General features: G+C 66.8%; 23 protein-coding genes and 1 tRNA gene. 13 read left to right on the top strand and 11 right to left on the bottom strand.

The genetic code is table 11. The features are described 5' to 3' along the window. Window positions 1-31: 31 nt before the first annotated feature. A complete protein-coding gene (locus ACQY8B_RS13595; protein WP_422087177.1) occupies window positions 32-1024 on the top strand; it encodes a LysR substrate-binding domain-containing protein in 993 nt (330 codons plus the stop codon). Here the strand turns inward: ACQY8B_RS13595 and ACQY8B_RS13590 are convergent. The 3 genes from ACQY8B_RS13590 to ACQY8B_RS13580 form a co-directional block, all read right to left on the bottom strand. Beyond that, window positions 946-1365: a hypothetical protein gene (locus tag ACQY8B_RS13590; RefSeq protein WP_422087176.1), complete on the bottom strand. Its 420-nt coding sequence runs from the start codon at window positions 1363-1365 to the stop codon at window positions 946-948. The two genes, ACQY8B_RS13595 and ACQY8B_RS13590, sit on opposite strands and share 79 nt — an antisense overlap. Before the next feature lie 121 nt (window positions 1366-1486). Beyond that, window positions 1487-3034, bottom strand: a complete 1548-nt coding sequence (locus tag ACQY8B_RS13585; RefSeq protein ID WP_422087175.1) for an amidase — start codon at window positions 3032-3034, stop codon at window positions 1487-1489. Between the two features lie 10 nt (window positions 3035-3044). Further along, complete coding sequence (locus tag ACQY8B_RS13580; RefSeq protein ID WP_422087174.1) at window positions 3045-4040, bottom strand: Bug family tripartite tricarboxylate transporter substrate binding protein; 996 nt, start codon at window positions 4038-4040, stop codon at window positions 3045-3047. 124 nt (window positions 4041-4164) lie between these two features. On the opposite strand from ACQY8B_RS13580, the gene ACQY8B_RS13575 reads away from it, so the two are divergent. After that, window positions 4165-5076, top strand: a complete 912-nt coding sequence (locus ACQY8B_RS13575) for a LysR family transcriptional regulator (protein ID WP_422087173.1) — start codon at window positions 4165-4167, stop codon at window positions 5074-5076. Window positions 5077-5098: 22 nt separating this feature from the next. Here ACQY8B_RS13575 and ACQY8B_RS13570 read toward each other — a convergent pair. Both ACQY8B_RS13570 and ACQY8B_RS13565 read right to left on the bottom strand, forming a co-directional pair. Next, window positions 5099-5172, bottom strand: a tRNA-Gly gene (locus ACQY8B_RS13570). Between the two features lie 93 nt (window positions 5173-5265). Then, window positions 5266-5745, bottom strand: coding sequence for a DUF4188 domain-containing protein (locus ACQY8B_RS13565; protein WP_422087172.1), 480 nt, complete (start codon window positions 5743-5745; stop codon window positions 5266-5268). 205 nt (window positions 5746-5950) lie between these two features. Between ACQY8B_RS13565 and ACQY8B_RS13560 the strand changes: the two genes are divergently transcribed. Beyond that, the gene (locus ACQY8B_RS13560; RefSeq protein WP_422087171.1) at window positions 5951-6229 is read left to right on the top strand and encodes a hypothetical protein; all 279 of its coding nucleotides are present in this window, start codon (window positions 5951-5953) and stop codon (window positions 6227-6229) included. A 191-nt stretch (window positions 6230-6420) separates the two neighbouring features. Then, on the top strand, window positions 6421-6900 hold the full coding sequence (locus ACQY8B_RS13555; RefSeq protein ID WP_428745026.1) for a Crp/Fnr family transcriptional regulator: 480 nt from the start codon (window positions 6421-6423) through the stop codon (window positions 6898-6900). On the opposite strand, the gene ACQY8B_RS13550 is transcribed toward ACQY8B_RS13555, so the two are convergent. From ACQY8B_RS13550 to ACQY8B_RS13540, 3 genes are all read right to left on the bottom strand, one after another. After that, window positions 6881-7150, bottom strand: coding sequence for a hypothetical protein (locus ACQY8B_RS13550; RefSeq protein ID WP_422087169.1), 270 nt, complete (start codon window positions 7148-7150; stop codon window positions 6881-6883). The two genes, ACQY8B_RS13555 and ACQY8B_RS13550, sit on opposite strands and share 20 nt — an antisense overlap. A gap of 772 nt (window positions 7151-7922) precedes the next feature. After that, complete coding sequence (locus ACQY8B_RS13545) at window positions 7923-8237, bottom strand: hypothetical protein (protein WP_422087168.1); 315 nt, start codon at window positions 8235-8237, stop codon at window positions 7923-7925. Between the two features lie 211 nt (window positions 8238-8448). Next, on the bottom strand, window positions 8449-9270 hold the full coding sequence (locus ACQY8B_RS13540) for a ferritin-like domain-containing protein (RefSeq protein WP_422087167.1): 822 nt from the start codon (window positions 9268-9270) through the stop codon (window positions 8449-8451). Window positions 9271-9520: 250 nt separating this feature from the next. On the opposite strand from ACQY8B_RS13540, the gene alaS reads away from it, so the two are divergent. The 4 genes from alaS to ACQY8B_RS13520 all read left to right on the top strand — a co-directional run bounded on the left by alaS (window position 9521) and on the right by ACQY8B_RS13520 (window position 16579). After that, a complete protein-coding gene (alaS, locus tag ACQY8B_RS13535) occupies window positions 9521-12145 on the top strand; it encodes an alanine--tRNA ligase (protein WP_422087166.1) in 2625 nt (874 codons plus the stop codon). Window positions 12146-12184: 39 nt separating this feature from the next. Then, complete coding sequence (locus ACQY8B_RS13530) at window positions 12185-13201, top strand: 2-dehydropantoate 2-reductase (protein WP_422087165.1); 1017 nt, start codon at window positions 12185-12187, stop codon at window positions 13199-13201. Between the two features lie 697 nt (window positions 13202-13898). Next, a complete protein-coding gene (locus tag ACQY8B_RS13525; RefSeq protein ID WP_422087164.1) occupies window positions 13899-16145 on the top strand; it encodes a M1 family metallopeptidase in 2247 nt (748 codons plus the stop codon). Between the two features lie 14 nt (window positions 16146-16159). After that, window positions 16160-16579, top strand: coding sequence for a hypothetical protein (locus ACQY8B_RS13520; RefSeq protein ID WP_422087163.1), 420 nt, complete (start codon window positions 16160-16162; stop codon window positions 16577-16579). Between the two features lie 5 nt (window positions 16580-16584). On the opposite strand, the gene ACQY8B_RS13515 is transcribed toward ACQY8B_RS13520, so the two are convergent. Then, on the bottom strand, window positions 16585-17337 hold the full coding sequence (locus ACQY8B_RS13515; protein WP_422087162.1) for a transporter substrate-binding domain-containing protein: 753 nt from the start codon (window positions 17335-17337) through the stop codon (window positions 16585-16587). Between the two features lie 167 nt (window positions 17338-17504). Between ACQY8B_RS13515 and ACQY8B_RS13510 the strand changes: the two genes are divergently transcribed. The 5 genes from ACQY8B_RS13510 to ACQY8B_RS13490 all read left to right on the top strand — a co-directional run bounded on the left by ACQY8B_RS13510 (window position 17505) and on the right by ACQY8B_RS13490 (window position 23869). Next, the gene (locus ACQY8B_RS13510) at window positions 17505-17921 is read left to right on the top strand and encodes a response regulator (protein ID WP_422087161.1); all 417 of its coding nucleotides are present in this window, start codon (window positions 17505-17507) and stop codon (window positions 17919-17921) included. After that, window positions 17918-18547: a biliverdin-producing heme oxygenase gene (locus ACQY8B_RS13505; protein ID WP_422087160.1), complete on the top strand. Its 630-nt coding sequence runs from the start codon at window positions 17918-17920 to the stop codon at window positions 18545-18547. Before ACQY8B_RS13510 ends, ACQY8B_RS13505 begins: the two co-directional genes overlap by 4 nt. Before the next feature lie 103 nt (window positions 18548-18650). Further along, window positions 18651-20891, top strand: coding sequence for an ATP-binding protein (locus ACQY8B_RS13500; RefSeq protein ID WP_422087159.1), 2241 nt, complete (start codon window positions 18651-18653; stop codon window positions 20889-20891). Continuing rightward, entirely contained in the window at window positions 20884-21342 is a 459-nt protein-coding gene (locus ACQY8B_RS13495; RefSeq protein WP_422087158.1) for a response regulator, read from the top strand. Before ACQY8B_RS13500 ends, ACQY8B_RS13495 begins: the two co-directional genes overlap by 8 nt. Then, window positions 21335-23869: a response regulator gene (locus tag ACQY8B_RS13490; RefSeq protein ID WP_422087157.1), complete on the top strand. Its 2535-nt coding sequence runs from the start codon at window positions 21335-21337 to the stop codon at window positions 23867-23869. Before ACQY8B_RS13495 ends, ACQY8B_RS13490 begins: the two co-directional genes overlap by 8 nt. Before the next feature lie 12 nt (window positions 23870-23881). Here the strand turns inward: ACQY8B_RS13490 and ACQY8B_RS13485 are convergent, their stop codons facing one another. Then, window positions 23882-25390 (bottom strand): ATP-binding protein, encoded by a 1509-nt coding sequence (locus tag ACQY8B_RS13485; protein WP_422087156.1) that lies wholly within the window; start codon window positions 25388-25390, stop codon window positions 23882-23884. Further along, window positions 25387-26079 (bottom strand): response regulator, encoded by a 693-nt coding sequence (locus tag ACQY8B_RS13480; RefSeq protein ID WP_422087155.1) that lies wholly within the window; start codon window positions 26077-26079, stop codon window positions 25387-25389. The genes ACQY8B_RS13485 and ACQY8B_RS13480 overlap by 4 nt, the downstream gene beginning before the upstream one ends. Window positions 26080-26139 lie beyond the last annotated feature (60 nt).

Genomic DNA, 26139 nt, shown 5'->3' with positions numbered 1-26139 from the left:
CCAGGCCATTCCACATTCGAATACATCCGCCATGGACACCTTGCGCGCCATCGAAGCCTTCGTGCACAGCGTCGAGCTGGGCAGCCTGTCGGGCGCCGCGCGTGCGCTCGACACCACACAGCCCACCGTCAGCAAGCTCGTCGCGGGGCTCGAGCGTTCGCTCGGCGTGCGGCTGTTGCGGCGCACCGCCGCGGGCCTGAGCCTGACGGAGGAGGGCCAGCGCTTTCACGAGCGCTCGCGGCGCGTGCTGGAAGACTACGGCGACGCGGTGGCCGATGCGCGCGAAGGCATCCAGCAGCCGCGCGGCCTGCTGCGCGTGAGCGCGCCGGTGACGCTGGGCCAGCGGCATCTCAATGCGATGGTGCTGGAGTTCCTGGCGCTGTACCCCGACATCGAGCTGGAGCTGGTGCTCGACGACCGATTCGTCGATCCGCTGGAGGAGCGCATCGACGTGTCGCTGCGGGTCGGCGGCACGCTGCCGCCCGATCTCGTTGCCCGGCACCTTGGCACATGGCCGCGCGTGCTGGTCGCGTCGCCCGAGTACATCGCCGCGCGCGGCAAACCGCGCAAGCCGCAGGATCTGCTGACGCACGACTACCTGCGCTATGCGGGCGGAGACGACGGCGTGCTGCTGCAGGGGCCGAACGGGCCGGAGACGGTTCCGGTGCGCAGCCGCTATCGCGTCAACAACGCCGTGGCGCTGCTCGACAGCGTGCTCGGCGGCGCAGGCATTTCATTGCAGCCGACGTGGATGGTGGCGGACCTGCTGGCGCAAGGCCGGCTGGTGCGGGTGCTCGGCCGGCACACAGGGCCTGCGCAGGAGCTTCATCTGCTGTATGCGCCGCGCCGCCATCTGCCGCTGCGTGTGCGCGTGGCGGTGGACTTCCTGGCCGAGCGGGTGTCGCGCTTGCCAGGAGCCGGTTGCCGCGGCGAGGCTGATCGCCGTCAGTCGATGCGGATTTCGAAGTACGCCTCGTCGGTTTCGCCCAGATCGCGAAAGCCGGCGGTTCGCGCGGCGTCGTAGGCCTTTGCCCAGCGCTTGGCCATTGCGATTTCTGCCTTCGAGAGTTCGCTCTCGCTCGACTCGCTGGCATTCTGGAAGGCTCGCAGCGCGGGGATGACATCGTCGCCCAGTTGCCGATCGATTTCGCGCCGGAAGCGCTGCTCGGCCACTCTCGCGGCGTCGGCCGATGGCAGTGCGTAGTCCGCCAGCCGCACGGTGTAGGCGTCTGGTGGCGAGGCATCGGCTTGGGCCGCTGCTTCGACCTCCACGAAGTGGAGCGGGGCATCGAATTCAGGCAACGATGCGACAGGCACGGGTGCCGGCGCGGTTGCGCGGGGGAAGAACAGTTCAGCTTGGTTCATCGTCCTGGTGTGCTTGGGGCAATTGACCGGGATTGGGAATTTCAGAACTCCCGTGAAGTACTGTTTGAATATACAGTATCTTGACGTGCAAGCAAACAACCCAGCGCCCCGCCGGTGAGGCTCAGACAGCCGAGATCGCGGCGCTTTCCATGAGGCCGCGGTCGAAGATGGGCGGTGTCCTGACGATCGATGTCAGCGCAGGCTCCGCCGCTCTCAGCGCTGCCAGGTCGGGACGTGGCCTGCGCAGCTGCGCATCGCGAGAGAACGCCGCCTCCATGGCATGCGCCGCACCCAGCACCTGGTGGTCCATCCTGAATCCGCCCACGACCTGCAGTCCGAAGGGCATGCCTGCGTGGTCGACGCCGCAAGGCAGCGAAATCGCCGGGTGCGTCGTGAGCGTGACCACGTAGGTCAGCGCCAGCCAGCGGTAGTAGTTGGCCTGCGTCTCGCCGTTGATGGTGTCGGCATACGGCTGCGTCCAGGGGAATGGCGAGACCGGGGTGGTCGGCGACAGCACGAGGTCGTAGTCGGCGAATGTCGCCTGGAAGCGCTTGAGAAGGCGGGTCTGCTCGGCCTGCGCCCAGGCACTGTCGAGCAGGCTCATCCGCGCGCCCATTTCGTAGTTCGCGCGCGAGTGGGGGCCCAGGCTGTTTGGGTCGCGCTCGTAGGCTGCCTGCATGCCCGCCACGAAGGCCTCGGCGCGCAGCACGTCGAAGCAGCGATGCGCTTCGCCCATGTCGAGTTCGACCTTGTCGCAGCGCCGGAACAGGTGCCGCATGGCCTCGATCTTCCGGCGGAAAGTGGCGCGGATGCCGTCGTCCACCGCGCAGGTGCCGAAGTCTTCGGTCCATGCCACGCGCAGATTGGCCAGGTCGACCGGAGCCGGCTTGAGAAAGGACAACGGGTCCAGCGGATGGCTGAGCGGGTCGCCCGCGTGCATGCCGGCGGATGCGGCCAGCTGAAGGCAGGCGTCTTCCACGGTGCGGCCCATGGGACCGACGACCGAAATCGGGGTCCAGCCCAGCGGCTTGCGCACGCTCGGCACGATGCCCGGCGAAGGCCGGAAGCCCACCACGCCGCACTTGGCCGCAGGAATGCGCAGCGAGCCGCCGGTGTCGGAGCCGGTACACACGGGCAGCATGTCGCAGGCCAGCGCCGCCGCCGAGCCGCCCGAAGAGCCGCCCGCATTCAGGTTCGGGTTGAAGGGGTTGCCGGTGGCGCCCCACACTTCGTTGCGCGAGTTGGCGCCCGCGCCCATCTCGGGCACGTTGGTCTTGCCCGTCACGATGGCGCCCGCGCGGCGCAGGCGAGCCACCAGTTCGATGTCTTCCGCCGGCACGTGGTCGCGGTAGATGGCGGAACCCCAGGTCGTGAGCAGGCCCTGCGTGGGCTCGAGGTCTTTCACGCCCAGCGGCAGTCCGTGCAGCAGTCCGAGCGGGTCGCCGCGCATGACCGCGCTTTCCGCGTCCCTGGCTTCGGCGCGCGCGCGCTCGAAGCAGGTGGCGGTCACTGCGTTGACAAAGGGGTTCACGCGTTCGATTCGCGCGATGCATGCTTCCAGCAGTTCGACCGGCGAGATTTCCTTGCTGCCGATGAGGCGGCGCAATTCGATGGCGGATTGCTCGACGAGTTCGGCGGCGGGTGGCGATGTGTTCGGTGTTGCGTTCATCAGTCGCTCTTCAATCGGCCGTGATGCTCGCGCGCGCAGCCACGGCGCGCATCACCGGCAGTTCGCGGTTGATGAGTTCGCTGGCCGCGGCGGCGTTGCTGTAGGCCGGCTCCAGCCCCTGGCCCAGCAGCTTGGCGCGTGTGTCGGGGTCGGCGATGGTCGCCGCAAGGGCTTTCTCGAGCTTGGCCTTCACATCTGCTGGCAGCCCCTTCGGCGCCGCCAGCATCAGCCAGGTGTCCATGTCGATGTCGGCATAGCCGCTCTCGGCCATGGTAGGCACGTTGGGAAGCAGGGCGGAGCGCTTGGCCGTGGTCAGCGCAATTGCCTTGATCTTGCCGCTCTTGAGTTGCGGGATCGCTGCGCTCACGGTGTCGATGCTGAAGGGAATCTGCCCGCCCATCAGGTCGGTCATGGCCGGAGCGCTGCCCTTGTAGGGAACGTGCGTCATCTTCAGGCCGGCAGCGTGCAGGATGCTTTCGCCGGCGAACTGCGAGGTGGTGCCGGTGCCGAAGGAACCGTATGAGTATTTGCCCGGCGACGCCTTCACGTAGTCCACGAACTGCTTCACCGTCTGCACCGGCACATCGCTGTTGGCCAGCAGGATCAGCCCGGTGCGCCCGGCGATGCCGATCGGGTCGAAGCTCTTGACTGGGTCATAGGGCAGGTTGGCGCGGATGGCGGGGTTGACGGTGAACGTGGTGCCCGAACTGACCAGGAGCGTGTAGCCGTCGGGTGCCGCCTTCGAGACGTAGCTTGCACCGATCACCGTGCCGGCGCCTGCGCGGTTCTCGATGATGACGGGCTGGCCAAGCTCCTTGCCGAGCCGCTGCGCAATCACGCGGCCGTTGACGTCTGTTGCGCCCCCTGGCGGGAAGGGAATCACGAGTGTGATCGGGCGCGAGGGGAATGCCGTCTCGGCGGCGGGCGCGGTCAGCGGCACGGCGGCAAGGCCGAATCCGTACAACAAGGCGAGGGCCGCGCGGGCCATGAGCGGAAGACGGTGCATCGGGGCTCCTGATGGTTCGAGAGGGTGCGTAACAAAGCCATCCTAGGAGTCAGGGGTCGATGCAACAAGCGCAATGTTTAGAATCTTTCGTTGCTGAATCGGCAATCGAGAACCGGAGAATTCAATGTCACTTCGTGCCTTGCAGGAGACCGCGGTCCGCTATTTCCTCGAGGTCGTGAAAACCGGCTCGGTGAAGGAAGCGGCGCTCAAGCTCAACGTCGCGCCTTCGGCGGTGAGCCGGCAGGTGGCGCGCCTGGAGCGCGAACTCGACACGCTGCTGTTCGATCGGCATGCGCGAGGCATGGTGCCCAATGCCGCCGGCGAACTGCTGGCGGCGCATGCCAAGCGGGCGCAGCAGGACATCGAACGGGTCGCGAACGACATTGCCGGCTTGCGCGGACTGCGCAGCGGACATGTGCGCGTGGCGAGCACCGAGGGCTTTGCCTTCGACTTCATCCCGACCCTGATCGCCCGCTTCCGGCGCAAGCACGAGGGCGTGCGCTTTCATTTGCAGGTCTGCTCTCCGTCCGACATTTCCCGGCATGTGCGCGATGGCGAAGCCGACGTCGGCATCACCTTGAGCGCCGTGCCCGAACCCGGCATCGAGATCGAGCTGCGGCACCCCAGCCCCATCCTCGCCGTGATGAGCAAGGACCATCCGCTGGCGTCACAGCGGCAGTTGTCGCTGCGCCAGGTGGTGGCGTACCCGCTTGGGTTGCCGCAGGAAGACAGTTCGATACGGCGCCTGCTCGACGCCAGTTGCAGCCGGCAGGGGCTGAGCTATGTTCAGGCCATGTCCAGCAACCACGCGAGCGCGCTGCTGAGCTTCGTGGCGGAGGGCGGGGACAGCATTGCCTTCTATGGTGCGTTGTCGATGCGCCCGTTGCTGCAGAGCAAGGCGCTGGTCGTCATTCCACTCAAGGACCGCGAGATGAACGAGCGCCATCTGGAGATAGAGACCATGGCGGGCCGCTCGCTGCCCGATGCGGGAAAAGCCTTCGTGCGGTTTCTGGTCGACGCGGTGAAGGCTACGTGATGCGATCTGGGAAGAGGGGGAGTGGAGCGGGTGAAGGGAATCGAACCCTCGTATGAAGCTTGGGAAGCTGCCGTTCTGCCATTGAACTACACCCGCATCTGCAACTCGTTGATTGCCAACGAGCTATTGCCTCAAGCGCCGGATTCTACAGAGGAAAAGAGCCCTTTCGCCCGCGACGAGATCCTCCCGTCACTCCTGCATCTTCGTCTGTCTCAATCGCGCAGCCGCCGAGCGATTGGCTTCCACAACGCCCTGCGTCGTCCCAGCCCCTCCGAGCCCGAACGCCGGCATGTTGACGTAGATGTTCTCGTAGGTGCCCGGCGATACCGCGTAGGTTTCGTGCCAGATGCCCACGGAGCCATCCGTGCCGATCGCCTTGTTGAAGGCCCTCCATGCCGGAAGATGTTCGGCTTCCTTGTCTTTCGCATAGGCCAGCAGTTGTTCCATGGAGCGCCAGTACTGAAGGACCATGATCGTCCTTGAGAACCACATTTCGGCATGCAGGAGGCCGCGCTCCGGCTGGCGACCGAGTTCCTTGAGCATGCGTGGCATGGCGCTTGCGACAGGCAGCCACTTGTGGACTTTCAATGGCTGGTTGATGCGCATGCCGATGAGGAACACGACGAAGTCGCCCTCGAGTTTGGCGGTCAGGCGTTCTCGGTGAATCATGGGCGGGGCATCCTGTTCGGCGGCGGTGAAGTCGATGGGTGGACTGTGTCAGTCCGCTGCATCGGCTGCCACTCGAATGCGACGAAATGCATGTTCGAGGTGCCAAGTGCGCCTGCTGCGGATCGAATCGCAATGCCGGTTCGACGCTGCTTTTCATGGGCTATGCTGCGCGGCACAACGCAATTTTTAGCTTGGAAATCAGACAATGGAAGATGTGAAGATCCTGCAGATCATGCCCGCCGAAGGCTGGGTTGCCGTGTATGACGGAGGCGACGACGGCGAGATGGAAGAGCCCCTTGCCTGCTTCGCGCTGGTTCAGGTCGACTACAAGAATGGCGACGGCCCTCAGACCGAAGTTCGCGGCATGGCGCCTGACGAGAAGCTCATGGCATTCGTGGAAGATGCCGAAAACTTCGTGACGGTTCGCCGCGCCGAAGAGAGCGAAGACGACGAAGAAGAAGACGAAACCGATACCGAAGACTGAGCGCCTTTGGCCGGCGGGGCAGGCGCCCTCATTGGAGTTTGCGTTTGTAGGGTGTATCGCGATTCGTCGAATTCCTAATCTGCGGGATCGCTGGGAAGGTACCAACGGCTCACCATCGCTGCATGTACCTTCACCCTCTTACGGCTAATCTGCCGGCCGCGGAGCGCGAGGCGCTCCTCAAGTGCAGCGAAATGCGCCACTACAAGCGCAACGACACTTTGCTGAACGCGGGTGAATCGACCGATCAGATCTATTGCGTGGCAAGCGGTCTGCTTCGAGTCGTCACGCCACTGCGCGATCAAGGCACCGAAGTGACGACCGAGTTCGTCGCACGCAACGACTTCTTCTTCGATCTGTCGATCCGCGAAGACCGCTACCAGTCGATGCATACGCTCGTTGCCGCACTGCCTTCGGCGGTCTATTTCGTGCCCATATCCAGCATGCGCGACCTGTGCGCCAGGCACCCCGAGGTCGCACTCGGCCTGCCGGGCCTCGCGATGAAGCGAATGGGCATGCTGCGTACCCAGATGCGCCGCATCTCGTCGCTCCCGCCGGAAGCAGTGGTGCATCGCGTGCTGCATCAGGTTACCGACTTGGCCCCGTCGAGCGCGGGGGGGCTGACGATCAAGCGATGCGGGCTTTGGCGGTTGCTCAGGCGCCGCCGCGTGTAGGCGCTGCGCTGTCGTCGCACGGCGTGGAAAGAGGTCTCTCGGCCGCTTCGCCGTATTCGACATAGTTGGGCTCGACCGGGTGGACGATAGCCGCGGTTTCCTCGTCGTCAAACTTGACCAGCAGGTATTCGCCGCTCGATCCCCTGATGGTGCCGAATCGGCCCTGAAGTTCGACGCGCCCACCACGTCGCGCGGGAACCCTGAAGCGCGTTCGTATGTAGGGAAGACCAACCTTGAAATATTCGACCACGGAAAACTCTCTGTTCTGCTGCGGGTGCCACGTCGGAATGTCATTGGCAGCGCCTCCCTGGCTGGCACGAATCCGGCGACTGCATGGTCGCAATTTCCCGGGAGGCTGTGGGGTGGCTTGTCAGCCAGAACCGACCGTTGCTGACAGCCGTTGGGTGTCTGGAAGCACTTGAGCGTTGCGGGAAAGCCCCGAATTCAAACCAATCCGAAGATTTTTTCAAGTGCTGCCTCTTTTGCGGGCACCGCGTTGCAGGCCACGCCGGGCAAGGCTTCCGAGCGCTGCGCACAAGGTTTTCCACAACATTGTCCCCATCGGGAAGGGAAAACGTGTCATTGCCGTGTGGTAGGCGGTCATGACCGTGGAAGACCAGGTTGAAGGGCGGCTGGATCCGGGCAAAAAAATACCCGCCGAAGCGGGTGGCGAGGAGCCCGTATGGGCGCTCTAAGAAAAAACAGAGAGCTCTTCTTCTATTGCGGCCCTGTTGCGTGACAGCAATTGCATGGTCCAGGGAGGCCGGCTGGAGGCCTGTCAGCCGGAAACAGTCAGCAGCCGTAGGACACTTATTAAAACGTGAACTATTTGGCAGTTTCTTGGGGTGCGAAGTTGTTGTGCCACAGCAGCAAATTGGAATTGTCGGTGCCGTCCGACAACGCGGCGGCGCATGAAGCCCTAGATTTTGTTTGCTCGCTTCGAAGTGCGAGTTCTCTGTGTGTGACAGCACTCAAGAGGTTCAGCCCAGCCTAGTGCTGGGTTTTTTTTGTTCAATTTCTGTTCAAAGCAGCTCGAAGTGAAATTTCGTGTTCCGAGGATGGCTCAGCAGTGGTGCCGCCACATCGATGGCGTGGTCCCAGGCTTCGCGCCATACGCGGGCATTGGCAATCTGCGTGTCCGTCATCGACTCCGTGCCCCATTCGAGCTGGCTCGACCAGGCCCGGTAGCACTTCACCACGCGCGTCGGCGGCCCGATGCGCTGCTCGAGCATTCGCAGGAAGGTGAAGCGCACTTCCATCAGGTCCCGTATGGAGAGGCTCTTGCCTTCGAGGCGCACTGTGTAGGCTTGGTCGCGATTGGCTTTGTGTTCGAACATCGGACTCGCATGCAGAGACTGCGAGCAACTTGCCAGGAGCGCAGGGCGCTCGTCCGAAGGTCTCCGCCCCGCCGCTAGAGGTGTGAGTGCAAATACTAACGAGACGCCGGTTGCCGGAAACGAGACGGCCGTCCCGTTTTTCTGCTTTGCGCAGGCTTGCAGTTTCGACGTGGCCGTTGTAGGTGGGCGTGCCGCGTCGGCGCGGGCGCACTCAGCGCAGGAACACGTGCTGCATGAACTGCTTGATCGGGTACTGGATCACCGTCTGCACCCGCGCCGGCAGTTCCAGCGGCCGCATCAGCATCTTGAGCGTGGTGCCGGCGCTCAGGTTGGTGCGGATGGTGCTGTTCATCTTGGCGCTCAGTTGCTGCACGTAGGCCGTGTCGCTGGCGCGGCCGGGCGAGCGTGCTTTCACCACGTGGCGGATGGCGCAGTCGGCATCCTCGCTCTTGAGCTCCAGCGTGCGGCGGCCGATGGTGCCGAACACCCGGAAGCGGCTCAGCTTTTCCTGCTCGCGGTAGCGCCGGAAGAAGCGGTAGAAGTGCTTGTAATGGTTGACCTCGTCGGTCGCGATGCGGCTTGCCAAGTCGTGCAGTACAGGCTCCGTGGTGCTGCGGGCCATGGCCCGGTAATAGGTGGCGGTGCCTGTCTCGACCACGCAGCGCGCGGTCATCTCGAGGGCGCGGGTGGGGGCCAGCAACTCGACCTTGCAGTAGGTCGCGTATTCCGCCAGGAAGCCTGCGTAGGCCGTGTCCCACTCGAACTCGGGCCACACGTGGCGCACGTAGGCGCGCAGGGCCTTGCCGTGCTGCAGTTCTTCTTTCTCCCAGTGGTTCGACAGCCAGTCGGTGACCTCGTCGTCGCCGGTGAAAAAATCGACCAGGTTCTGCGTGTAGAGGTCCGAGCCGCTTTCGATGAAAGACGCCGAGGCGACCAGGTAGAAGAGGTTTTCGTCCGCACGGACTTCATCGAGCGCAATGCGCGAGAAGTCCAGATCTTCGATCTTCCAGTGTTCCGCCTCTTGCCTTGCCATGCGCGCTCCTTGCTTCAAGTCCGTACAAGTACGGATGACGTCGCCCGTATCTGGTTCTCTTTTCCGTCAGGGCTGCATATTAGCCGCGGTGCCAGGATCATGCTGTTTTACCCCGGACAGCCCGGGGACCGTGGCCAAACCTATAATCGTTTGTCCAAGCAAATCAAGCAGTTAGGCCGGTTCGCCGCAGTGGGTTCGACAAGAGGGTCGCCATCGCCCGCGCCGCCCTCGACAGAAGACGAATCCAAAGATGAGCCAGCCCACATTCACGGTCGCGGACATCCGCAAGACCTTTCTCGATTTCTTCGCTTCCAAGGGCCACACGGTGGTGCCGTCCAGCTCGCTGGTGCCCGGCAACGACCCCACCCTGATGTTCACAAACTCGGGCATGGTCCAGTTCAAGGACGTGTTCCTCGGCGAAGACAAGCGTCCCTACGTGCGCGCCGCCTCGGTCCAGGCCTGCCTGCGCGCCGGCGGCAAGCACAACGACCTCGAGAACGTGGGCTACACCGCGCGCCACCACACCTTCTTCGAGATGCTGGGCAACTGGAGCTTCGGCGATTACTTCAAGCGCGAATCGCTGAAGTGGGCCTTCGAGCTGCTCACCGAGGTCTACAAGCTGCCGGCCGAGAAGCTCTGGGCCACCGTCTACATCGAGGACGACGAGGCCTACGACATCTGGACCAAGGAAATCGGCCTGCCGCCCGAGCGCGTCGTGCGCATCGGCGACAACAAGGGCGGACCCTACATGTCCGACAACTTCTGGATGATGGCCGACACCGGCCCTTGCGGCCCGTGCTCCGAGATCTTCTACGACCACGGCCCCGAGATCCCCGGCGGCCCGCCCGGCAGCCCCGATGAAGACGGCGACCGCTACATCGAGATCTGGAACAACGTGTTCATGCAGTTCGACATGCAGCCCGACGGCTCGGTCAAGAAGCTGCCCGCGCCCTGCGTCGACACCGGCATGGGCCTGGAGCGCCTGGCGGCGATCCTGCAGCACGTGCACAGCAACTACGAAATCGACATCTTCGATGCGCTCATCAAGGCCGCCGGCCGCGAGACCGGCACGCAAGACCTGTCGAACAACTCGCTGAAGGTGATTGCCGACCACATCCGCGCCACCTCGTTCCTGGTGGCCGATGGCGTGATCCCGTCGAACGAAGGCCGCGGCTACGTGCAGCGCCGCATCATCCGCCGCGCCATCCGCCACGGCTACAAGCTGGGCCAGAAGAAGCCGTTCTTCCACAAGCTGGTGCCCGACCTCGTGAAGCTGATGGGCGACGCGTACCCCAAGCTCGTGGCCGATGAAAAGCGCATCACCGATACGCTGAAGGCCGAGGAAGAGCGCTTCTTCGAAACGCTGGCCAACGGCATGGAAATCCTCGACGCGGCGCTGGCCGGTGGCGCCAAGACGCTGCCGGGCGAAGTGGCGTTCAAGCTGCACGACACCTACGGCTTCCCGCTCGACCTGTCGGCCGACGTGTGCCGCGAGCGCGGCGTGGGCGTAGACGAGGCCGGCTTCAACGCGGCCATGGAAAAGCAGAAGGCTGCAGGCCGTGCCGCCGGCAAGTTCAAGATGGACCGCAACGTCGAATACGCCGGCGCGGGCAACGTCTTCACCGGCTACGAGCACCTCGAAGAAAACGCCAAGGTCGTCGCGCTGTACCTCGAAGGCGCTGCTGTGCAGGAACTCAAGGAAGGCCAGAGTGGCATCGTGGTGCTCGACACCACGCCGTTCTATGCCGAGAGCGGCGGCCAGGTCGGCGACCAGGGCGCGATCGTGTCCGAGGGCGTGCAGTTCGGCGTCGAAGACACCCAGAAGATCAAGGCCGACGTGTTCGGCCATCACGGCACGCAGACGCAAGGCACGCTGAAGGTGGGCGATGCGGTGAAGGCCGCGGTCGACACCGCGCGCCGCGCCGCCACCATGCGCAACCACTCGGTCACCCACCTGATGCACAAGGCCCTGCGCGAAGTGCTCGGCGACCATGTGCAGCAGAAGGGCTCTCTGGTCGATGCCGACAAGACCCGCTTCGACTTCGCGCACAACGCACCCGTCACGCGCGAGCAGATCCTGGAGATCGAGAAGCGCGTGAACGCCGAAGTGCTGGCCAACGCACCCACCCAGGCCCGCGTGATGGACATGGAGTCGGCCCAGAAGACCGGCGCCATGATGCTGTTCGGCGAGAAGTACGGCGAGACCGTGCGCGTGCTCGACATCGGCACCAGCCGCGAACTGTGCGGCGGCACCCACGTGAACCGCACCGGTGACATCGGCCTGTTCAAGATCGTCAGCGAAGGCGGCGTGGCCGCCGGCGTGCGGCGCATCGAGGCCGTGACCGGCGCCAACGCGCTGTCCTACCTTCAAGATCTCGAATCGACCGTGCACAGCGTGGCCGCCACGCTCAAGTCGCCGGCCGCCGAGCTGCAGGGCCGGCTCACGCAGGTGCTCGAGCAGGTGAAGGCGCTGGAGCGCGAAGTGGGTTCGCTCAAGGGCAAGCTCGCCTCGTCCAAGGGCGACGAGTTGCTGGCGCAGGCGGTCGACGTCAACGGCATCAAGGTGCTCGCTGCCAAGCTCGACGGCGCCGACGCCAAGACCCTGCGCGACACCATGGACAAGCTGAAGGACAAGCTAAAGACGGCAGCCATCGTGCTGGCTGCCGTGGACGGCGACAAGGTGCAGATCGCGGCCGGCGTCACCGCCGACAGCACAGCCAAGGTCAAGGCCGGCGAGCTGGTCAACTTCGTGGCCCAGCAGGTCGGCGGCAAGGGTGGCGGCAAGGCCGACATGGCCATGGCCGGCGGCACCAATCCGGCGGGCCTCGCGGCCGCGCTGCAGTCGGTGCAGGCGTGGGTCGCGGAACGCGCCTGACGGCACCACGGTCCCTTCGAGCCGCAAGTACTTCATTTCATGCCAGACGCGACGCCCGGTGAAGTGCTCGTGATGGGGGCGGGCACCATCGGGTGCTTCATCGGCGGCCGCCTTGCGGCGGCGGGTGTGCCCGTCACCTTCGTCGGTCGTCAGCGCGTGCTCGAGAAGCTCGCTTCACACGGGCTGACGCTCTCCGACATGGACGGCGGCAGGCACAAGCTGCCGGCTGCCGGACTGCGGCTGTGCGAGCAGGTGCCCGTGGGCGCCAGGCCCGCGCTGGTGCTGCTCTGCGTGAAGAGCGGCGCCACGGCCGAGGCTGCAGGCGAACTGGCCTTCGCATTGCCCGCGGGCACGACGGTCGTCTCGCTGCAGAACGGCATTTCCAACAGTGCCGCCGCATCGCAGGCGGGGCCTTCGCTCAACGTGCTGTCGGGCATGGTGCCCTACAACGTGGCCGAGATCGGCCCCGGCGCCTTCCATCGCGGCACGCCCGGCCGGCTGGCCGCGCAGGACGACGTTGCCCTGCGCCCCTGGCTGCCCGTGTTCGAGCGCGCCGGCGTGCCGCTCGACCTGCATGCCGACCTGTTGCCCGTGCAGTGGGGCAAGCTGCTGCTCAACCTCAACAACCCGGTCAACGCGCTCTCCGGCCTGCCGCTGCGCGAAGAGCTGATGCTGCGCGGCTACCGCCGCTGCTTCGCGTCGCTGATCGACGAAGCATTGAGCATCCTCAACGTTGCCGGCATTGCGCCGGCGCAGGTGGCTGCGGTGCCGGCGCGGCGTTTGTCGAGCCTGCTGCGTTTGCCCGACTGGGTGTTTCGCATCGTCGCCGCGCGCATGCTGCGCATCGATGCCAAGGCCCGCTCCAGCATGGCCGATGACCTGGCACTTGGCCGTCGCACCGAGATCGACGCGCTCAGCGGCGAGGTCGTGCGTCTCGCGCAGGAGCATGGCTTGAGCGCGCCGCGCAACGCGCGCATGGTTGGCTTGCTCGGCGCTTGGCCGGAACAGCCCCGGCGCTGGTCGGCACGCCAGTTGCAGGACGCGCTGGGCCTGTAGCACCGGCAGCGTGCCCGAGCGCATGAGGCCTCGGGTTCGCAGCTTTCACGCATTCGGGGGCGACACGAACCTTCGTACTGTGGCGATGCACGCACAGTGTTCGCCCTCGAGATTTGTCATCTGCGTGAGCATGTGTTGCCGCGGCTGAACCATCTTCGTAGCGCGCGTGGCCCGCTGTGGTCCATGACTCCATTCGGCCTATGGCGCGCGAACATTTTGAGAGAGAAAAGTTCCGGCAGTCGTTGAGCCGTCGCATTCGATCAGCTAAAACTGGCGCACTTCAATGGACGAGGGAATGCGCGTGAAACCAACGAGAAGAGCCGCAAAGATTCTTGCCATCGCCAGCATGGCCTGTGCCGTTGACGACACGCGCGAACGCGCCTTGTCGATCTCCTGGCGCTGAACGCACCCTCCGCGCCGCCAGCTCCCGCTTCGCATCCGATCAACCCGCTTCCTGACGGGAATGGACGAGCTCATCCCTCGCATCCTGGGACCACCGCTTTCTGCACGGTGCAGCTCCTGCATGCGTGTGCTTTCCTGACGAACCACCTGTTCGCCGGGAGGGCGCCGTGTTGCCCGTTCCATGGGCACTTGTTCATCCATCCCATCACCGCGCGTGCCATGCGCATCGCCGGCTATCCGCCGGCGCTTGCGGGGCGGCGCATCTTCTTCTTACCAAGAGTACCCAGAGGCGATCATGAAAAAATTCAACACACCCGTCGTCAATCATCTTGCCATCACGGCGGTGACCCTTGCCGTGCTGACGGCCTGCGGCGGCGGCGGAGACAGTGGCGGCGGTGCTTCTCTCGGCGGTGGCGGCGTCGGCCTCGGCGCGTCGTCGGGGCCGGTGGTGTCCGCACCCGCGGTCGACCCCACGCAGAAAGCGCCCGACGACGGGGTGCCCGTGGCCGTCAACGACCTGGCCGCCGCGGCGGTGGACCGCTCGGCCAAGCCGCAGGAGCTGCCCGACACCGTCTGGCCCGGCAACTACAAGCTGTGGTTCCGCCCCGATGCGGCGCTCAAGACCTTCGTGGGCCGCGGCGACGTGGAGATCGAGGTGCTCAAGCCGGTCGATGCCATCGTCGTGGCCGCGCACAACCTCAACTTTGCGAAGGGCCGCACCACGCTGCGCAAGGTGTCGAATCCCGGCGAGGCGATACCGCTGATTCCCACGCCGCAGACGCTCGGCGACTTCGTGCAACTGCGCCTGAGCGACGGCCAGATCGCCAAGGGCAAGTACCTGCTGCACATGGAGTGGGACGGCAAGATCCAGTTCTCCGACGCGGAGTTCTGCCCGCCAGCGGAGGTGCAGCGCAACCCGTTCTGCTCGGCCGCCACCGGCATCTTCAAGGTCGGCCTCTCGACACCCGAGGGCGTGAGCAGCGACGCCATCGTGACGCAGGGCGAGACCAACTACGCGCGGCAGTGGTTCCCGGGCTGGGACGAGCCGGCCTTCCGCCACACCTTCGAGATTTCTGCCGAGGTGCCCGGCGACTGGAAGACGGTGTCCAACGGCGCGCAGATCTCGGCCGTGAAGCTGCCCGACGGCTACCAGCGGGTGTCGTTCGAGAAGACACCGTCGATGCCGATGTACCTGACCTTCTTCGGCGGCGGCAAGTTCGACATCCTGCCCGACACCTTCAAGAACCCGCTCGACGGCAGCGACATTCCGCTGCGCTGGTTCACGCCGCCGGGCCGCTCCACCTGGGCGACCTTCCCGATGGAGTGGACCAAGGTGGCCATGGACTACTACTACAAGTACACCGGCATCCCGCTGCCGATCAAGAAGTTCGACACCATCGCCGCCAACGACAGCTACAACAACAAGCCCAACACCGGCTTCGGCGGCATGGAGAACTGGGGCGCGATCTTCGAGTTTGCCGACGCGGTGCTCACCAAGCCGGGCGACAAGCCGACGCTGTATTCGGTGACGGTGGTCACGCACGAAATTGCGCACCAGTGGTTCGGCGACCTGGTCACGCTCGACTGGTGGGACAACGTGTGGCTCAATGAGTCGTTCGCGCGCTGGTTCGAAAGGCGCACCACCATCAAGTTCCACCCCGAGTACTACAGCTTCTCCGACTACGTGCTCGACAAGCACAACGTGATCGTGGCCGACCTGAAGAGCACGGCGGTCCCGGTGCAGCGCAACCTCAACGACGCGGGTTCGTTCGGCTTCATCAGCCCGTCGATCTTCGTCTACAACAAGGGCAGCCACGTGCTGGAGACAGTGCAGAACTACATCGGCGAAGAGGCGATGCAGAAGGGCCTGCAGATCTACCTGAAGGACTACGGCTTCGGCAACGTCACGCCGTCGCGGCTTTGGACTTCGCTGGAGAAGGTGAGCGGGGGCAAGAAGGTGGCCGACATCGGCGACAGCTTCATCCGCCAGACCGGGGTGCCGCTGCTCACGGTCGATGCGCAGTGCGCGGCGGGCCGCACCTACGTCAACATCACGCAGGAGTCGTTCCCCAACCAGAACCAGTTCCCGGCCTCGACCTGGAACATCCCGGTCACGCTGGCGTATGGCGATGCGATGGAGCAGCGCAAGACCTTCGTGATGTCCACGGGCGCCGTGCAGGTGGAGCTGCCGGGCTGCACCGCGGTGCTGGCCGGGCCGACCGGGCAGGACTACTACGTGAGCAACTACAGCGCTCAGTCCTGGAGCGCGTTGCTGGCCAAGGCGCAGAGCTTTGCCGACAACAAGCCGCTGCTGCTGAACATTGAGCGCGACGCCTTCCGGCTGCTGCAGGTGGGCCGCATCACGCAGGTGCAGTACGACCAGATCAAGGGCATCGTGAACCTGCCTGCTGCGCTGCTGGCCAAGACCAGCGAGAGCCAGCAGAAGATGGCCGCCGTGGACGCGGGCGCCGAGAAGGAGGAATACCCGCACGCGCTGCGCTTCCAGGGCAACCTGAAGCTGCGCGAGAACGAAAAGCGCTGAGAAGGAGGACAGCCATGAACACGGCATCGAAGAAATGGCTGGCCGCCGGCGCCTCGGCGCTGCTGCTGGCCGCATGCGGCGCAAGCAGCGGCAACGGCGCGCCGGAGGCAGACCTGGTCGGCGTCTATGCCGTCAGGCAGAACGGCGCACTCAAGGAACTGATCAAGATCGAGCGCCAGGGCGACGGCTACGTCATGCGCGACAAGGTGCGCACGCCCGAGTGGAGCGAACCGAAGATGCGGATGCGGCCGGTGACGCGCGAGCAATGGAGCCGCATCACCACCGACAAGGAGAACACCGCCTTCGTCGGCGTGGCGAGCGGGCAGCTCGGCATCTTCAAGGTGCCGGCGGGCTGGAAGAAAAACGGCTTCCAGACCTCGACCGGCTACTTCCTGTTCTATTCGCAGGGGCCGGTCGAGGCGTACAAGCTCTGAGGGGCTCAGGCCGGGGGCGCGACGCTCGCGCCCTCGATGCGATGGCGCTTCAGCGCATCGGCCACGAAGCCGGCGGCCTTCATTTCCTCGACGAAGGCCGCCAGCAGCGCCTGCGCTCCCGCCCCCCGGCTGGCCGGCGTGCCCATGGCCTGCTGTATCACCATGAAGCGGCCCGGCAGCACGCGCACGCCCGGCGCGCGCTGCGCCTCGCCTTCGAGCAACTGGCGGATGCCGGCCGCCACTTCGACCTCGCCTGCGCGCAGCGCCGCCAGCGCCGGGCCTGCGCCCTGCAGCCGGACGATCTCGGCATGCTTGATCTCGCGCGTCAGGAACAGGTCGTAGGCGCTTCCCGCGCCGACCGAGATGCGATGGCCGGGCGCATCGACCTGCGCGTTGTCGGTCAGCGCGGAAGCCGAGGGCACGAGGTAGCTGCCCTCGATCAGCACATAAGGCGCGGTGAAAAGCAGCCCTTCGCTGCGTGCCGGGTCGATGGCGAAGAAGCCGATGTCGGCGTTCTCGTTCTTCACCGCGTCGACCGAGGCCGCTGCCTTCTCGAACACCACCAACTCGATGCCCACGCCCAGCCGCCGCGCGAACTCGCGCGCCAGGTCGATCGACACGCCCACCGGCTCGCCGCCGGCGGGGTTCTTGTTCGCGAGGATCGGGTTGCCGAGGTTGATGGAGGCGCGCAGCGTGCCGCCGGGCGCGAAGGCTGGAACGAGGGCGGGGGAAATCGTCGTCGGCTGAGGCTGTGTCATGGCGTTCATTCGTCGGCAGGCGCCGCCGGGAGAGATGGGGGGAGCGCGCCAGTTTACGGGCGGGCTTGCCGGATTTCCTACCGGATGTAGGGAAGCGCGCTCACCGGCCGGGTGTCGCGGCTTCGCTTAGGCTTGGGGGCATTCGAAGAAACAATTTTGTCTCCGCCGTGCCGCTTTCCACTTTTCTTGTCGAAGACAACGCCCACATCCGCCACAACCTGATCGCCGCCATGGAGGACGAGGTCGACATCCACCTGATCGGCACCGCCACCACCGAGGCGGAAGCCGTCGACTGGCTCGACAAGAACCCGGGCACCTGGGACCTGCTGGTGGTCGACCTGTTCCTGAACGAAGGCTCGGGGCTGGGCATCGTCAAGCGCTGCGGGCGCTGCCGCCCGGGCCAGCGCGTTGTGGTGCTGACCAACTATGCGACCGGAGAAATCGCCGACTGGGCGCGAGAACTCGGTGCCGACGCCGTATTCGACAAGGCGGCGCAGCTGGACGGCTTCTTCTCGCTTTGCGCCAGCCTCGAGGCCGAAGGCCGGGAGCGCGGCGGCAAGCCGTTGGAAAGCCTCGCGCCATGAGCGCCGGCGCCCAGCCCTCCGTGGCCGAGGTGTTGCGCCCGTTGCGCAATGCCACCCACGCGCTGCATGAAGCGCTGGACAGCCGCCTGCCGATCGCGCGCGAAAACGCCTCGCTGGCCGACTACGCCGCCCACCTGCGTGCCCTGCGACCGTGGCTGGAGGCGGTGCGCCAGGCTCTGGCCGCCCCCGGCGATCCCGGGCTCGACCGCGTGGCGCGGCGCACGGACCGCCGCTTGGCCGCGCTTGCACTCGATCTCGAAGACGCCGGCACGGCGCCAGCCGGGGAGGGCGCGGCTGCATCGGCCGAGGCATCCCTTGCACCGCGGCTGGCGCAAGCCGCCCGCGAGCCCGCTTTCGCCTGGGGCCTGGCCTACGTGCTCGAAGGCTCGCAGCTCGGCGGCATGGCCATGCACAAGCGCCTGGGGCCGCGGCTGGCGCCGCATCCGATGCGCTACTTCCAGCCCGTGGATGCGCCCGATGGCCTGCCCGCGCAGTGGAAAGACTTTGTAGCGCAACTGGCGGCGGCGCTGCGCGATCCGGCGGCGGTCGGCTCGGCCCAGCGCGGTGCGGTGGCCGGCTTCGAGACCCTCATGCCGCGCTTCGGGTTGCAGCCGGCCGGACTGTAGGAAGCCGCCGACGAGACCGCCCGGGACGCGCTGGCATGATCCTTTCGACCCGTTTTCCGACGAACCCGCGCTGCCGCAGCCGCGCTGCCTGACCTTGCCCAACGTGCCACAGCCCATCACCCTCACCGAGCCTCCGGGCGGTTCCCGGGCCCTCGAGCCCGTGGAGGTCGACCTGTCCAATTGCGACCTCGAGCCGATCCGCGTGCCGGGCTCGATCCAGCCGCACGGGCGCATGCTGGTGCTCCAGCCCGAGTCGCTGGCGCTCGTCGCATGGAGCGAGAACTGGCCCGACGCGGAACTGTCCGCCGCGCTGGCGGCGGTTCGCGGGCTGAAGCTGCCGGCGCTGCCGCCGGGCGGTTCGCCGGTGTCGCTCGGCGCGATGAATCTTGCGCAGGCGTTCTTCGATGCTTCCGCGCACCGCAGCGAGAACCACCTGATCGTCGAGTTCGAGCCGGCTTCGCCCCCGGGCGGCAACGAGGCGCCCATCTACTCGCTGGGACGCGTCTTCCTGCCCCTGCTGCAGGAGGCCGCCACGGTGGACGAGCTGTGCGGCCTGGCCGCGCGCGAGATGAAGCGGCTCACCGGCTTCGGCCGCTGCCTGGTCTACCGCTTCGACGCCGCCGGCCACGGCGAGGTGCTGGCGGAGAACGCCGACCCCGGCTACGACAGCTACAGCGGCCATCACTTTCCCGCGTCCGACATTCCGCGCCAGGCGCGCGCGCTGTACCTCGTCAACCATTTCCGGCTGATTGCCGATGCCAACTACCAGCCGGTTCGCCTGCTCGCCACCGACGCCTCGCTCACCGCCGGCGACATCGACCTGTCGCAGGCGCAACTGCGCAGCGTCTCGCCCATCCACCTCGAGTACATGCGCAACATGGGCACGCTGGCGTCGATGTCGGTGTCCATCGTCATCAACGGCAAGCTCTGGGGGCTGATCTCCTGCCATGACCACGCGCCGCGCTTCCTCGACACGGGCACGCGGCTCGCGTGCGAGCACCTGGGCCAGCTGCTGTCGCTGCAGATCCAGTCGAAGGAAAGCAACGGCGAGGTGGCCGAGCGGCTCGAGCTGCGCCAGCTCACGCTGCAGATCGTCTCGCACCTGTCCGACAGCGACGCCACCCTGCAGCACCTCACGGCCGAGGTTTCGCTGATGCTGCGCGTGATGCGCGCCACCGGCGCCGCCGTGGTGCTCGACGACGAGGTCTGGTGCGTGGGCGACGTGCCGGCGCGGGCGCATGTGCAGGAGCTGGCGGGCTGGATCGCGGGGCTCGGCGTGGAGGTCTACGAAAGCAATTCGCTGGCCGCGCACTTCGCGCCCGCGGCGCAGTTCATCGAAGTCGCGGCGGGCGTGCTCGCCATCTCCATCTCGCAGGTGCACCGGCACCTGATCCTCTGGTTCAGGCCCGAGATCGTGCAGACGGTCCGCTGGGCTGGCGACCCGCAGAAACCGCGGGCCGTCGACGGACGCATGCATCCGCGCCTGAGCTTCGAGAGCTGGGTGGAGCACATCCGGGGCTGCTCCACGTCGTGGTCGGTGGCCGAAGTGGGCGCGGCCGGCGAGCTGCGCCAGGCGCTGATCGGCATCGTGCTGCGCCGCGCCGAGGAACTGGCCTCCGTGGCCTCCGAGCTGGGCCGCGTCAACAAGGAACTGGAGGCTTTCTCGTACACCGTGTCGCACGACCTGCGCGCGCCCATGCGGCACATTGCCGGCTACGTCGACCTGGTGGCCCAGACCGAGGGGAAGCAGCTGAGCGCGCGGGCCCATCGCTATCTTTCGCATGTCAAGGACGCCGCCGCCTTCGCGGGGCAGATGGTCGACGCGCTGCTCGACTTTTCTCGCATGGGCCGCTCCGCGCTCAAGCAGCGGCAGGTCGACAGCGCCTCGCTGGTCGAGGGGCTGGTGCGAGAGCTGACGCGGCTGGAGCCGCAGCGCAATATCGAATGGCAGGTCGATGCCGGCCTGCCGCTGCTGTACGCCGACCCGCTGCTGCTGCAGGTGGCGGTGCGCAACCTGCTGGCCAACGCCGTCAAGTATTCGCGCACCCGCAGCCCGTCGCGCATTACGGTGCGCGCCATCCGCAGCGACCTGGGCGACGGCCTCGAGGTGCAGGACAACGGCGTGGGCTTCCAGATGAAATACGTCGACAAGCTGTTCGGCGTGTTCCAGCGGCTGCACCAGGCCGAGGATTTCGAAGGCACGGGCATCGGCCTGGCCAATGTGAAGCGGATCGTGGAGCGTCATGGCGGCACGGTCTGGGCAAAGGGGGAGATCGATGCGGGGGCGAGCTTCGGCTTCATCCTGCCGCGCCAGGGCCCCGACAACGGAGAAGGAAATGCTTAAGCCGATCCTGCTTGTCGAGGACGACACGCGAGACCTCGAACTCACCCTCATCGCGCTGGAGCGCAGCCAGCTCGCGAACGACGTGGTCGTGCTGCGCGACGGTGCGCAGGCGCTCGAATACCTGCACCGCGAAGGCGAGCACGCGGACCGCGCCGAAGGCAACCCGGCCGTGATCCTGCTGGACCTGAAGCTGCCCAAGGTCACCGGGCTGGAAGTGCTGCAGGCGGTGCGCGCCAACCCGGCGCTGCGCAGCATTCCGGTGGTGATGCTCACCTCGTCGCAGCAAGAGTCGGACGTGCTGCGCAGCTACGAGCTGGGCGTGAACGCCTACGTGGTCAAGCCGGTGGCGTTCGACCGCTTCGTCTCGGCCATTGCCGAGTTGGGCGTGTTCTGGGCGGTGCTCAACGAGCCGCCACCGGGTTCGCTGAAGGCGGCGCGCAAGCATGAGTAGCGCGGGCGACGCCGCTGCCGCGACACCGCAGCCTCCGGGCATCCTGATCCTCGAAGACTCGCGCTTCGACATCGAACTGCTGACCGAGGCCCTTGCGCAAGCCATGCCGTCGGCCACCACCCACGTGGTGCGTGACGAGCGCGGCTTCGTCGACGCGCTGAACGCGGGCGGCTTCTCGCTGATCCTGTCCGACTACGAGCTGCCGGGGTTCTCGGGCGCGCATGCGCTCGAGGTGGCGCGCCGAATGGCGCCGGAGACGCCTTTCATCTTCGTCTCGGGCGTGATCGGCGAGGACAACGCGGTCGAGCTGCTCAAGAGCGGCGCCACCGACTATGTGAGCAAGGGCCGCCTCGCGCGGCTGCCGGTGGTGCTGGAGCGCGCGCTCAAGGAAGCCGCCGACCGCCGCGCCAAGGGGCTGGCGGAGCGCCGGCTGAACGCGGCCAACGCGGCCATCATGGAAGCCGAGGCGCGCCGCCTGGCGCTGATGGAGCTGGGCGACCGCATCCGCGACATGGACGAGCCGGGCGACATCGCCTATGCGGCCTCGGAAATGCTGGGGCGGCGCCTCGCCGTGGACCGCGCCGGCTACGGCCTGGTGGACACGGCGGCCGAGACCATCGCCATCGCCCGCGACTGGACCGCCCCCGGCGTGGCCAGTCTGGCGGGGCTGCTGCACTTTCGCGATTACGGCTCCTACATCGAAGACCTGCGCCGCGGCGTGACCGTGGCCTTCGCCGACGCCCGCCTGGACCCGCGCACCCGCGACAACGCCGATGCGCTGGAGGCCATCACCGCGCGCGCGGTGGTCAACATGCCGCTCACCGAACGCGGCGGGCTGGTCGGGCTGCTCTATCTCAACCATGGCCAGGCACGGCCGTGGTCGCGCGACGAGCTGGATTTCGTCCGCGAAGTCGGCGACCGGGTGCGCTCTGCCGTCGCGCGGCGCGAGGCGCAGATCGAGCTGATGGCGTTCGCCGAGTCGCTGGAGCGCCAGGTCGAGGCGCGCACCCATGAGCGCGACCGCACCTGGGCCCTGAGCCAGGACCTGCTGGGCGTGGCCAATGAGCAAGGCTTCTTCCTGAGCGTGAACCCCGCATGGGAAACCGTGCTGGGCTGGAGCGCCGACGAGATCCGCGCCATGCCGTTTCGCTCGCTGGTGCATGCCGACGACATGACCCACACCGAGGCCGAGCTGCAGCGCCTGATGCGGGGCGAGCGCGCCACCGGTTTCGAGAACCGCTACCGCACTAAAAGCGGCGGCTACCGCTGGCTCTCATGGACAGCCGTGCCCGACAACGGCCTGCTGTACGCCGCCGCGCGCGACATCACCGAGCAGAAGGAGCGCGAGGCCGAACTCGACGCCGCGCGCGAGCAATTGCGCCAGAGCCAGAAGCTGGAGGCCGTGGGCCAGCTCACCGGCGGCCTGGCGCACGACTTCAACAACCTGCTGGCCGCCATCAGCGGCAGCCTGGAACTGATGCGCCGGCGCGGCCTGGACGGCAAGCCGGCCGACATGGAGCGCTACGTTGGCGTGGCGCAGGGCGCGGTCAAGCGCGCGGCCTCGCTCACGCACCGGCTGCTGGCGTTTTCGCGGCGCCAGACGCTGGAGCCCAAGCCGCTGAACGCCAACCGGCTGGTGACCGACATGGAAGAGCTGCTGCGCCGCACGCTCGGCCCGCAGATCGCGCTGGAGACGGTGGCCGCGGTGGGCCTGTGGAACGTGCACGCCGATCCGGGCCAGCTGGAGAACGCGCTGCTCAACCTGTGCATCAACGCGCGCGACGCCATGCCGGAGGGCGGCACGCTGGTGATCGAGACCGCCAACCGCTGGATCGATGCCCGAACCGCGCGCGACCGCGACCTGCCGATGGGGCAATACGTGTCGCTCACCGTCAGCGACAACGGCGTGGGCATGCCGCCCGAAGTGGTGGCGCGCGCCTTCGATCCCTTCTTCACCACCAAGCCTATCGGCATGGGCACGGGGCTGGGGCTGTCGATGATCTACGGCTTCGCGAAGCAGTCGGGCGGGCAGGTGCGCATCTACTCCGAAGTCGGCAAGGGCACCTCGGTCAGCATCTACCTGCCGCGCCACGACATGCAGGAAGAGGTGGCCACCGCGCCGGCCGAGACCATGCTCGCGCCGCGTGCCGACCAGGGCGACACCGTGCTGGTGGTCGACGACGAACCCGCGCTGCGCATGATCATCGTCGAGGTGATGCAGGGGCTCGGCTACGCCACGCTGGAGGCCGGGGACGGCGCCGAGGCGCTGCGCGTGCTGCAGTCGCCGCGCCAGCGCATCGACTTGCTGGTGAGCGACGTGGGCCTGCCCGGCGGCATGAACGGCCGGCAGGTGGCCGACGCCGCGCGCATCGCGCGACCCGGCCTCAAGGTGTTGTTCATCACGGGCTACGCGGAGAACGCGGTGCTGAGCCACGGCCACCTCGACCCCGGCATGCACGTGATGACCAAGCCCTTCGAGATGGACGTGCTGGCGCGCCGGGTGAAGCAGCTGATCGAAAGCCGCTAGAGCTGGCAGGCCTCAGGACTCCGCAGGCGCCACCGCGCCGAGCGGCCCCAGCGGACCGGAGGCGCCCGGCGAGCTTTCTCCGGCCAGCGGCAGCCGTACCGTCACTTGCAGCCCCGGCCCCAACCCGGTGTCGTCGAGCGCGATGGTGCCGGCGTGCGCGTCGACCACCGAGCGCACGATCGCCAGCCCCAGGCCGCTGCCGGTCTGCGTCTGGTCGGGGTCGCGGAAGAAGCGGTCGAACACGCGTTCGCGCAGCGCCGGCATGATGCCGGGCCCCTGGTCGGCCACCGTCAGCACCGCCTCGTTGCCGTCGCGCCGGATGCCCACGCTCACCGTCGAGCCCACGGGGCTGTACTTGGTGGCGTTGTCGATCAGGTTGTCGATCATCGAGACCAGGCTGTCGCGGTCGCCCGCGATTTCCACGGGCTCGTCGGTCACCAGTTCGATCTCTACTTCTCGCACATGCGCCAGCGGCGACAGCGCTGCGAGCCGCTCCTGCAGCAGGTCGTCGAGCCGCAGCGGCCCGGGCGCCGAGGCCTGCGCGTGGCTGCGCATGAGCCGCAGCAACTGGCCCACCAGCCGCTCGGCGCGTGCGTTGCTGTTGAGCACCCGCGCGAACAGCTCGTGCTGGCGTTCGGTGGGAATGTGCTGCACCAGCAGCGACTGCAGCGCCTCCACGTTCACCCGCATCGCGGCGATGGGCGTGCGCAGCTCGTGCGCCGCGTCGGCGATGAAGCTCTGCTCGCGCGCGATGCTTGCGCGCAGCCTGTCCATGAGCGCATTGAAGTTGTGCACCAGCGGCAGCAGCTCTTCATGCCGCGGCAGGGCCGTCACCGGGGCCAGGTCGTGGGGGCCGCGCGAAGCTATTTCGCGCGCCACTTTGCGCCAGGGCCGCAGCGCCAGCCGGATCGACAGCCATGCCGGCAGCAGCAGGAAGGGCACGCTGATGACCAGCGGCAGGATGTAGTAGCCGCGCGTCTGGAAGGTGAGCCAGATCTGCATGCCGCCCGGCGTGATCAGCGTGACGCGGGTCTTGCCCGTGGGCGACTCGATGGTGCGGGCGCGCCAGCTCTTGCCGTCGGCTTCAACCGTCTCGCCGATGTCGGGGCGGGTGTTCGAGATGCCCGAGGGCACGCCGTCGGAGCGGTAGATCTCGCGGCCGTTCTGCCACACGATGACGCTCGGCGACAGCGTGGCGTCGTTGCCGCTGCCGAAGGCGTTGCGCAGCGCCAGGTCCATGGCGCGCAGGCTCTCGTACTGTTTGGCCGGCTGGTCGGTGAGGTTGCGCGCCACCGTGAGCATGCTGCGCTGGGAGGCGTCGATGGCCGACAGGTCGTCGATCATGGCCGAGCCCAGCAGCAGCGCCACGGCCAGGCTCCACAGCAGCGTCATCATGCCGATCTGCGCAAACATCAGCCGGCGCACCAGCGACGGCCGCTTCAGCCGCCCCCACAGGTTGCCCAGCAGCCTGCCCGGGGCCCGGGCGAGAGCATCGAGCGCACCGAGCGACATAGGCGTCATGCCTGCTCCACCTGGTGGGCCGCCGCGGCCAGGTAGATCACGTAGCCGATGCCGCGCACGGTGCGGATGTAGCCGTCGCCGATCTTGCGGCGCAGGTTGGAGATGTGCACGTCGAGCACGTTGCTGCCGGGGCTCTGGCCGGGCATGCCGGGCAGCGCCAGTTGTTCGAGCATGCGGCGCGCGACCACGCGGTCGGCGCGCTTGACCAGCAGCGTCAGCAGCTTGAATTCGCTGCGCGACAGCGCCACCGGCTCGCCGTTCACCCGCACGCGCTGGGTCGGCTCGTGCAGCCACAGGCCGCGCACCTCGAAGGTGGCGCCGTCGCCGCCGTAGCTGCGGCGGGTGAGGGCGCGCACGCGCGAAATGAGCTCGGCCAGCACGAAGGGCTTGACCAGGTAGTCGTCGGCGCCGTTGTCCAGGCCCAGCAGCCGGTCGTTCAGGCTGTCGCGCGCGCTCAGGATCAGCACCGGCAGTCGCGCGCCTTCGCGGCGCAGCCGTTCGAGCACGGCAAGGCCGTCGCCGTCGGGCAGGCCGAGGTCGAGCAGCAACAGGTCGCACCCTTGCTCGTCAAGGATGCGCATTGCTTCCTCGATGCGGCGCACCCACACCACGTCCATGCCCTGGGTCTGCAGTGCAACGCGGATGCCGGTGGCCAGATCGAAGTCGTCTTCGGCCAGGAGGATCTTCATGGGCGGCAATCTACCTCCCGAAGCTGAAGAATTCCCAAAGAAAGCAGTGGCGGCGGCGGC

The sequence above is a fragment of the Variovorax sp. genome (assembly GCF_965279555.1).
In the GTDB taxonomy this organism is placed as follows: domain Bacteria; phylum Pseudomonadota; class Gammaproteobacteria; order Burkholderiales; family Burkholderiaceae_C; genus Variovorax.
Note: the sequence above shows the minus strand (reverse complement) of the source record. Positions and strands in the feature narration are given on the sequence as shown.